The 8,965-nt window shown below is 68.4% G+C and carries 8 protein-coding genes; 6 read left to right on the plus strand and 2 right to left on the minus strand.

What is annotated here, in order from left to right; translation table 11 throughout:
* Positions 1–41 precede the first annotated feature (41 nt).
* The 4 genes from B0E52_RS14210 to B0E52_RS14225 all read left to right on the plus strand — a co-directional run bounded on the left by B0E52_RS14210 (position 42) and on the right by B0E52_RS14225 (position 3,895).
* Positions 42–611: a YqgE/AlgH family protein gene (locus tag B0E52_RS14210; RefSeq protein ID WP_077484858.1), complete on the plus strand. Its 570-nt coding sequence runs from the start codon at positions 42–44 to the stop codon at positions 609–611.
* Positions 608–1,066, plus strand: a complete 459-nt coding sequence (gene ruvX, locus B0E52_RS14215; RefSeq protein WP_077484860.1) for a Holliday junction resolvase RuvX — start codon at positions 608–610, stop codon at positions 1,064–1,066. The genes B0E52_RS14210 and ruvX overlap by 4 nt, the downstream gene beginning before the upstream one ends.
* Complete coding sequence (locus B0E52_RS14220; protein ID WP_077484861.1) at positions 1,063–1,989, plus strand: aspartate carbamoyltransferase catalytic subunit; 927 nt, start codon at positions 1,063–1,065, stop codon at positions 1,987–1,989. The genes ruvX and B0E52_RS14220 overlap by 4 nt, the downstream gene beginning before the upstream one ends.
* Before the next feature lie 112 nt (positions 1,990–2,101).
* A complete protein-coding gene (locus B0E52_RS14225) occupies positions 2,102–3,895 on the plus strand; it encodes a hypothetical protein (RefSeq protein WP_077484863.1) in 1,794 nt (597 codons plus the stop codon).
* A 180-nt stretch (positions 3,896–4,075) separates the two neighbouring features.
* On the opposite strand, the gene B0E52_RS14230 is transcribed toward B0E52_RS14225, so the two are convergent.
* Positions 4,076–5,242, minus strand: coding sequence for a PilT/PilU family type 4a pilus ATPase (locus B0E52_RS14230; RefSeq protein ID WP_077484864.1), 1,167 nt, complete (start codon positions 5,240–5,242; stop codon positions 4,076–4,078).
* A 69-nt stretch (positions 5,243–5,311) separates the two neighbouring features.
* Positions 5,312–6,349, minus strand: coding sequence for a type IV pilus twitching motility protein PilT (locus B0E52_RS14235; protein WP_077484866.1), 1,038 nt, complete (start codon positions 6,347–6,349; stop codon positions 5,312–5,314).
* A gap of 260 nt (positions 6,350–6,609) precedes the next feature.
* Between B0E52_RS14235 and proC the strand changes: the two genes are divergently transcribed.
* Positions 6,610–7,437: a pyrroline-5-carboxylate reductase gene (proC, locus tag B0E52_RS14240; protein ID WP_077484867.1), complete on the plus strand. Its 828-nt coding sequence runs from the start codon at positions 6,610–6,612 to the stop codon at positions 7,435–7,437.
* Positions 7,434–8,009, plus strand: a complete 576-nt coding sequence (locus B0E52_RS14245) for a YggT family protein (protein WP_077484869.1) — start codon at positions 7,434–7,436, stop codon at positions 8,007–8,009. Before proC ends, B0E52_RS14245 begins: the two co-directional genes overlap by 4 nt.
* Positions 8,010–8,965 lie beyond the last annotated feature (956 nt).

Here is an 8,965-nt window from a genome sequence, read left to right on the forward strand (position 1 = left end):
GCAACTGCCGACTCTTCACGGTACGGGCTTACAATGAGCGCATGAGCCGCACCGAACCGCCCACCCTCACCGGCCACTTCCTGATCGCCATGCCCGGGCTGGCCGAGCCGCCGTTCTCGCGCGGCGTGGCCCTGCTGTGCCAGCACAGCGAGGAAGGCGCGGTGGGCCTGCTGGTGAACCAGCTCTCGCAGTACCGCCTCGGCGACGTGCTGGCGCAGATGAAGCTGGAGTGCAGCGATCCCGAATTGGCCGACGCGCCGGTGCTGATCGGCGGCCCGGTGCAGCAGGAACGCGGCTTCGTGCTGCACCGCGAGCCCGGCCACTGGGAGTCCAGCTACCGCATCAACGCTTCGTGGTCGGTGACCACCTCGCGCGACATCCTGGTGGCGATGGCCGCCGGCGAAGGTCCGCGCCAGGCGATCATGGCGCTGGGCTACGCCGGCTGGGACGCCGGCCAGCTGGAGCAGGAGCTGATGGCGAACGCCTGGCTCACCGCCGAGGCCTGCGAACGGGTGGTGTTCGACACCCCGCTGGAGGACCGCTGGAGCGCCGCCGCCGGCCTGGTCGGCGTCGACCCGCTGCAGCTGCCCGGCTACGCGGGCCACGCATGAGCTGTGCCTTCGGCTTCGACGTCGGCAGCAAGCTGATCGGCGTGGCGGTGGGCAATGCGCTCACCGCCAGCGCCCGCGCGCTCGCCGTGCTCGCGGTGCGCGACGGCGAACCGGAATGGCCGCAACTGGATGCGCTGCGCGGCGACTGGTTGCCCGACACCCTGGTCGTGGGCCTGCCGCTCACGCTGGCCGGCGAGGAACAGCCTGCCAGCCGGCGCGCCCGCCGCTTCGCCGCGGCGCTGCAGCAACGCTATGCCCTGCCGGTGGCGCTGATCGACGAGCGCCACAGCTCGCAGGAGGCCGCGCGCCGCTTCGCCGCCGCCCGCGCCGCGGGCCTGAAGCGCCGCCGCGATGCCGCGGCGATCGACGCCGAGGCCGCCGCCGTGATCCTCGAACGCTGGTTCGCCGAACCTGCGTCCACTTCCGATCTTTCCACTCCCGCCGCCCCGCCATGACCACACGCCTGCGCCACCTCACCACGCTGGAACACCTGCCGCGCGCCAGCATCGAGCGCCTGCTCGATCGCGCCATCGCGGTGCGCGACGCCTGCGCGCACGGCACCCGCAAGCTGGACACGCTGGCCGGGCGCACCGTGCTCAACCTGTTCTTCGAGCCGTCCACGCGCACCCGCACCTCGTTCGAGCTGGCCGCGCGCCGGCTGGGCGCCGACGTGCTCAACTTCGACCTTGGCTTCTCCTCCACCGCCAAGGGCGAGGCCCTGTACGACACCTTGCACACGCTGGAGGCCATGCACCTGGACGCGATCGTGGTGCGCCACAAGGTCTCCGGCACGCCGGACGAACTGGTGCGCCACGCGATGAGCGGCGTGTCGGTGGTCAACGCCGGCGACGGCAACCGCGCGCATCCCACCCAGGGCCTGCTCGACGCGCTGACCATCCGCCAGCACCGGCCGGACTTCGAGAACCTGGTGGTGACGATCTGTGGCGACATCCGCCACTCGCGCGTGGCGCGTTCGGACGTGCACGCGCTCACCGCGCTGGGCACGGGCGAGATCCGCCTCTGCGGCCCCGCCGCGTTGCTGCCGGAAGCCTCGGAATTCCCGCAGTGCCGCTTCACCGAGGATTTCGACAGCGCGATCGCGGGCGCCGACGTGGCGATCATGCTGCGCCTGCAGAAGGAGCGCATGGCCGCCACCGAGCTGCCCGACGAAGCCGCCTATTTCAGCCGCTACGGCCTGGACAACCGCCGCCTCGCGCGCGCCGCCAAGGGCTGCCTGGTGATGCACCCCGGCCCGCTCAACCGCGGCATCGAGATCGCCGACGAGGTGGCCGACGGCGCGCAGTCGCGCATCCTCGAACAGGTGGCCAACGGCGTGTTCGTGCGCATGGCGGTGCTGGCCGAGCTGCTGGCGCGCTGACCGCCGCTCCCGGCGCATCACGCGGACGGTCGGATGGCCGTCCGTCTTGCACCGCAGCAAGCCGCAAAGCGGGCATAATTGCACGCAGCGGCATCCACCATCGGGGAACACCATGCAATCGAGGACGCGCTTCATCGCGCTGGGACTGGCCTGCGTCGCACTGGCGGCCTGCTCGCACAAGGACAAGAACGCGCCGCTGGCCTTCGTGCCGGCCGACACGCCGTACGTGGCCGCCAACCTGGATGTGCTGGACGACGACACGCGCCAGGCGCTGCTCGCCCAGGCCGATCTGCAGCTGCCCTCGCAGGTGGCCCAGATGGAAGCCTTCGCCACGCGCGAACAGGCCAACGATCCCGATGCCGCGCGCCTGGTGCGCGCCTTCACCGCCGAACTCAAGGGCAAGACCATCGAGGCCTTCGCCCAGGCCAACGGCTTCGACCTCAAGGGCCGCTTCGCGCTCTACGGCGAGGGCATGGCCCCGGTGCTGCGCTTCGAACTGACCGACCCGAAGGCTTTCGAGGGCTTCGTGGGCCGGTTGGAAACCGCCTATGGCAAGCGGCTCGATACCGCCACCATCGGCACGCAGAGCTACCGCAGGCAGTTGTTCCCCGCCTCCGGCACCGAGCTGGTGCTCGCCGTGGTCGGCAAGCAGATGGTGGCGGCGATCCTCCCGGTCGACGCCGCCACGCCGCTGCTGCGCCAGACCCTGGGCCTGGACCGCCCGGCGAAAAGCCTGCAGGACGACGGCCGGCTCGCCGCGCTGGCCAAGGACAAGGGCTACGCGAAGTGGCTGGTCGGCCAGCTCGACCTCACCCGCGCGCTGCCGCTGGTGATTTCCGGCAGCGACCCGCTGGTCGCCGCGATCGAGCACGCCCATGCCGGCGCCGAGTCGGCGAAGACCGGCGAGCCGGTGGCGAACCTCCTGAAGACCTCACCGAGTTGCGCTCCCGAGGCCAGCCGCATCGCCGCGCGCGTGCCGTCGATCAGCTTCGGCTACACCCGGCTTGACGCGAAGCACCAGGACGGCCGCTTCGACGTGGCGCTGGCCGACGACATCGCCAAGGCCTTCAGCGGCCTCAAGGTGGAGCTGCCCGGCCTCGGCGGCGGCAGCGCGGCGCCGTTCGACCTCAGCCTCGCGCTGCCGGTGGTTGCGCTGCGCACGTTCTGGTCGGCCCAGGCCGACGCGGTGGCGGCCAAGCCGTTCACCTGCCCGATGCTGGTCGACCTCAACGACGGCTTCGCCAAGCTGGGCGAGGCGATGCCGAAGGCGGCGCTCCCGCCGTTCGGCAACCTGCTCGGCCTGCGCCTTGCGCTGGACAGCCTGAGCGCGGACAAGACCAGCAGCCTGCCGGACTTCAGCGGCCGCGTGGTGCTCGGCACCAGCGATCCCAGCGGCCTGCTCGCCACCGGACAGATGATGGTGCCCGCGCTGGCCAAGCTGAAACCCGGCGCCGGCGGTGCGCCGGTGGCGCTGCCGAAGGACATGGCCACCATGCTCGGCCAGCCGGCTTGGCTGGCGACCGGCGACAAGGCCCTCGCGCTCGGCATCGGCGTCGGCGAGGACGCCAAGCTCGCCGCCACGCTGCACGATCCGGCGGGCGGCGCCGGCCAGATGCTGCGCATGCATCTCTCCGGCGCGATGTACCTGGACTGGCTGAAGTTCATGGAGATGAAGTCCGACAGCCTCGCCGCCGCCGCCGCCGAGATGAGCAAGAGCGACGAACCCACGATCAACGGCGACACCACGCCTGCCGACGAGGCCGCCCAGGCCGCCGCCGACGCGGCCCGCTCCAAGGCGCAGTTCACCGCGATGGAAGCCCAGGCGCAGCGCGTGGACAGCATCGACGCCGAGGCGCACGTGGACGACAGCGGCCTGGTGATCACCAGCCACACCACGTTGAAATAAGCCAAGCCACACGGCCTCGACGAAGAAGGCGCCCGACGGGCGCCTTCTTCGTTTCGATGAACCTGTAGGAGCGCACTCTGTGCGCGAATGCTCTGGTGCTTCGATCAGGGCAAAAGCCATTCGCGCACAGGGTGCGCTCCTACAACAAGAGCGGGCCGCTTCCGGCGTTCCTCATGCGAATCAGCGCTGCAGCAAGCCGCCGCCGAAGTTGTCGCCGCCGCGGGTCTGCTCCACTTCCACGCCCTCCAGGCCCTGCGACAGCGTGTGCGCGTCGCCGCCCTGGGCCAGCTTGATGCGCAGGCGCACCTCGTTCGCGCTGTCGGCGTGGCGCAGCGCGTCCTCGTAGCTGATCTCGCCGGCGTGGTAGAGCTCGACCAGGCTCTGGTCGAAGGTCTTCATGCCGAGCAGGGTGGACTCCTTCATCACTTCCTTCAGCTTGTGGATCTCGCCCTGGCGGATGTAGTCCTGCACCAGCGGCGTGCCCAGCAGGATCTCCACCGCCACCCGGCGCGCCTTGCCGTCCGGCGTGGGGATCAGCTGCTGCGCCACCACGCCCTTGAGGTTCAGCGACAGGTCCATGAACAGCTGCTCGCGGCGATCCGCGGGGAAGAAGTGCAGGATGCGGTCCATCGCCTGGTTCGCGTTGTTCGCATGCAGGGTGCACAGCACCAGATGGCCGGTTTCGGCGAACGCGATCGCGTGCTCCATCGTCTCGCGCGTGCGCACCTCGCCGATCATGATCACGTCCGGTGCCTGGCGCAGGGTGTTCTTCAGCGCGTTGTCCCAGCTGTCGGTGTCGATACCGATCTCGCGCTGGGTGATGATGCAACCCTCGTGCTTGTGCACGTATTCGATCGGGTCCTCGATCGTGATGATGTGGCCGGTCGAGTTCTGGTTGCGGTAGCCGATCATCGACGCCAGCGAGGTCGACTTACCGGTGCCGGTGCCGCCCACGAAGACGATGATGCCGCGCTTGGTCATCGCCAGCTGCTTGATCACCGGCGGCAGGTTCAGCTCCTCGACGGTGGGGATCTTCGACTCGATCCGGCGCAGCACCATGCCCACGCAGTTGCGCTGGTAGAAGCACGATACGCGGAAGCGGCCCACGCCCTGCGCGGAGATCGCGAACTGGCACTCGTGGGTCTTCTCGAACTCCTCGCGCTGCGAGGGCGTCATCACGTTGAGCACCATGTCGCGCGACTGCTGCATCGACAGCGGGCTCTGCGTGATCGGCACGATGCGCCCCTGCACCTTCATCGACGGCGCCACGCCGGCGGTGATGAACAGGTCCGAGGCCTGCTTGTGCACCATCAGCTTGAGGAAGGAGGTGAAATCGAACTCGCTCATGGTCTGGTCTCCTCCGGGAGACGCGAATCAGTGGAACGGCTGCGGTATCGTGATCTTGCCTGCCCGCGCCTAGCGGAACAGATCCTTGTTCTTGGCGTAACCATACGCCTCCTGGCGCGCCACCTGGCCGCGCTTGACCAGGTCCTGCAGGCACTGGTCCAGGGTCTGCATGCCGAACTGCTGGCCGGTCTGGATCGCCGAATACATCTGCGCCACCTTGTCCTCGCGGATCAGGTTGCGGATCGCCGGCACGGCCACCATGATCTCGTGCGCCGCCAGGCGGCCGCCGCCGGTCTTCTTCAGCAGCGACTGCGAAATCACCGCGCGCAGCGATTCGGACAGCATCGAACGCACCATCGGCTTCTCGCCGGCGGGGAACACGTCGATGATGCGGTCGATGGTCTTGGCCGCCGAGCTGGTGTGCACGGTGGCGAACACCAGGTGGCCGGTTTCCGCCGCGGTCAGCGCGAGGCGGATCGTCTCCAGATCGCGCAACTCGCCCACCAGGATGAAGTCCGGGTCCTCGCGCAGCGCCGAGCGCAGCGCCTCGTTGAAACCGTGCGTGTCGCGGTGCACCTCGCGCTGGTTGACCAGGCACTTCTGCGAGGTGTGCACGAACTCGATCGGGTCCTCGATCGTGAGCATGTGCCCGTATTCGTTCTTGTTGATGTGGTCGACCATCGCCGCCAGCGTGGTCGACTTGCCCGAGCCGGTCGGGCCGGTCACCAGGATCAGGCCCTGCGGCTGCTCGATCAGCTCCTTGAACACCTTCGGGCAGCCGAGATCCTCCAGCGTGAGCACCTCGGAGGGAATCGTGCGGAACACCGCGCCGGCGCCGCGGTTCTGGGTGAATGCGTTGACGCGGAAACGCGCCAGGCCCGGGATCTCGAACGAGAAGTCGGTTTCCAGGAACTCCTCGTAGTCGCGCCGCTGCTTGTCCGACATGATGTCGTACACCAGCGAATGCACCTGCTTGTGTTCCAGCGGCGGGATGTTGATGCGGCGCACGTCGCCGTCCACGCGGATCATCGGCGGCAGGCCGGCGGACAAGTGCAAGTCCGAAGCCTTGTTTTTCACCGAGAAGGCAAGCAGTTCGGCGATATCCATCTGTGGTTCCCCTCGACCCGTCGTCGGATGCTGTGGCGATGGCTGCGGCGGAAAGGCGAGGTGCGGTCGCCGCGCGCATTGCGCGCATGCGACCCGGCCATCCGGCTCCCCCTTGCAGCGAGCCGATACTACTCGCGGCACGGGTCGCGCGGCCAGCCTTCGCGGAGGTTTGCGCACTTCGTCACCGAAACCGCCGCGACGCACGGCGGCACGGCCTCCGGTAAGGTATGCGGCCGTCTCCTCCATCCAGGATTTTCCCCATGACACGCATCGCCTTCATCGGCGGCGGCAACATGGCCCGCAGCCTGATCGGCGGCCTGCTCGCCACCGGCCATGCGGCGGCCGACATCCGCGTGGCCGACCCGCTGGCCGAAACGCGCGAACGGCTGGGCCGCGACTTCGGCGTGGCGACCTTCGCCGAGAACCGGCTCGCGGTGGCCGACGCCGACGTGATCCTGCTGGCGGTGAAGCCGCAGGCCATGCCCAAGGTGCATGGCGAGCTGCGCCACGCCCTGCAGGGGCGGCGACCGCTGGTGATCTCGATCGCCGCCGGCGTGCGGCTGGACCAGCTCGAACGCTGGCTGGGCGCGCTGCCCATCGTCCGCTGCATGCCGAACACCCCGGCGCTGATCGGCGCCGGCGCCACCGGCCTGTGCGCGAACGGCCGGGTCAGCCCCGCACAGAGGGCGCAGGCGCAGCACATCCTGGCCGCCGCCGGGCTCACCCGCTGGATCGCCGACGAGACGCTGATGGACACCGTCACCGCGCTGTCCGGCTCCGGCCCCGCCTACTTCTTCGCCCTGGTCGAAGCGCTGGAAGACGCCGCCGTAGCGCAGGGCCTGCCGCGCGACACCGCCCGCGCGCTGGCTGCGCAGACCTGCCTCGGCGCCGGCCGCATGCTCACTGAAAGCGGCGAAGACCCCGCCGAACTGCGCCGCCGCGTCACCTCGCCGAACGGCACCACCCAAGCCGCGCTGGAAAGCTTCGCCGCCGACGGGCTGCCGCGCATGACTGCCCGCGCCATTGCCGCCGCCACCCGCCGCGGCACGGAACTCGCCGCCGCCCTGGATCAGGAATCACATTCGTGAGCTACCTCCTCAACGCCTTCGCGCTGCTGGTCGAACTCGCCTTCGACGCCGTCGCCACGCTGTTCCTGTTGCGCGCCGCCGCCGAAGCCTGCCGCGCCGACTTCCACAACCCGCTCAGCCAGTTCATCTACCGATACACCAACCCGGTGCTGGCGCCGATCCGCCGCGTGCTGCCGAACTGGCGCCGCCTCAACCTCGCCGCCCTGCTGGTGGCGTGGCTGGCGATGCTGCTGAAGCGGCTGGTGCTGTTCGCGCTGATGGGGCTGCTGCCGCACTTCCTTGGCCTGCTCGTGCTGTCGCTGGCCGAACTGCTCGACTTCGCCCTGCTGTTCTACCTGGTGCTGGTGTTCGGCTGGTCGCTGATGAGCATGTTCGCCCCCGACCAGCGCCAGCCGCTGCAGCGCTTACTCGGTGTGATCGTCGATCCGCTGCTGCGGCCGCTGCGCGGTCGGCTGGTGGTGGGGATGATCGACTTCTCGCCGACCGTGGTGATCATTGGTTTGCTGCTGGCGCGGATTCTGGTGGCGGCGCCGCTGCTGGATCTCGGGATGCGGTTGGCGGTGGTGGGCTGACGCCCGCGTGTTCTCTCCTCTGCCGCTCGATACTCCCCCTCTCCCCCAACAGCTTCATCGTTGGGGGAGAGGGATGGGGTGAGGGGGTAGGCCTTGCCTCTATGCTTCGCCAGTTTCAAAGCAGTTTCGTGCGCCTGCCGGCGCCCGAGTCACTTTTCTCTTGCGTGGCCAAGAGAAAAGTAACCCAAAGAGAAGGCCACCCCGGTTGGCGCGTTCCGTCCATCCATGGACGGAACGTCCGTGAGGCGTGGCCGGGCTTTTCGAGCGGGCTCCTGCCCGCGCGAAAAGGCGTTGCCCTCCCTGGCAACGCCCGCTGCGCGGCCTGATCGTCCCCGCCTCACCGCCGCCCAGGGGCCCCGGAAAGGCAGGCGCGCATCCTGCGCGCCAGAAGCGAGCGAGGCGTGCATATCTGACCTTTTGGGGTGATAAGAGATATCACCTCGTTTTGCAGATATACACGCTGGCACATCGACGACTGCTAGCCGACCGAGCCGTCCAACGCATTGTCCGCACAATGGATTTCTTCACTTGACGGTGGGCCGCTGACGTGGAGCATGGGTTGCATATGCCCCGATCCGGGGTCTACTAAGCGTTAGACCATGACCCACCCAAAATACATAGCCCAAGATACCTGGAGTCAAGATATCGCTGTGCTCATCGCGGATGCATTGGTTGACGCAAAGGTCATCGACAAGCCAGCCATGGAGAGGGCGGCAAGCATCATCGCAGAAGAGATTTTTGTACGACTCACAGTGGGTGACTACCCGCCACACATCAAAGAGTAGTTGCGGGGCATGGCATTCCACACGGATATGCCGCGTCTAACATCTCCGTAGGAGACTTCCCCGTCAAGCCGGGTGCATGACGCTTCTGCCCTGGGCTTTCGGGCGACTGCCGGTGCTGGGGATTTTCTGGTGCTTCGTACTGCGCGTCAGTGCTTCGCGGCCTGCTACGTG

The sequence above is a fragment of the Rhodanobacter sp. C06 genome (genome assembly GCF_002001105.1).
In the GTDB taxonomy this organism is placed as follows: Bacteria; Pseudomonadota; Gammaproteobacteria; order Xanthomonadales; family Rhodanobacteraceae; genus Rhodanobacter_A.

Excerpts from the sequence above, each read along its gene's own strand:
- B0E52_RS14210 (WP_077484858.1), top strand. The coding sequence starts at position 42 with ATGAGCCGCACCGAACCGCCCACCCTCACCGGCCACTTCCTGATCGCC.
- B0E52_RS14235 (WP_077484866.1), bottom strand. The coding sequence starts at position 6,349 with ATGGATATCGCCGAACTGCTTGCCTTCTCGGTGAAAAACAAGGCTTCG.
- ruvX (WP_077484860.1), top strand. The coding sequence starts at position 608 with ATGAGCTGTGCCTTCGGCTTCGACGTCGGCAGCAAGCTGATCGGCGTG.
- B0E52_RS14225 (WP_077484863.1), top strand. The coding sequence starts at position 2,102 with ATGCAATCGAGGACGCGCTTCATCGCGCTGGGACTGGCCTGCGTCGCA.
- B0E52_RS14220 (WP_077484861.1), top strand. The coding sequence starts at position 1,063 with ATGACCACACGCCTGCGCCACCTCACCACGCTGGAACACCTGCCGCGC.
- B0E52_RS14230 (WP_077484864.1), bottom strand. The coding sequence starts at position 5,242 with ATGAGCGAGTTCGATTTCACCTCCTTCCTCAAGCTGATGGTGCACAAG.
- proC (WP_077484867.1), top strand. The coding sequence starts at position 6,610 with ATGACACGCATCGCCTTCATCGGCGGCGGCAACATGGCCCGCAGCCTG.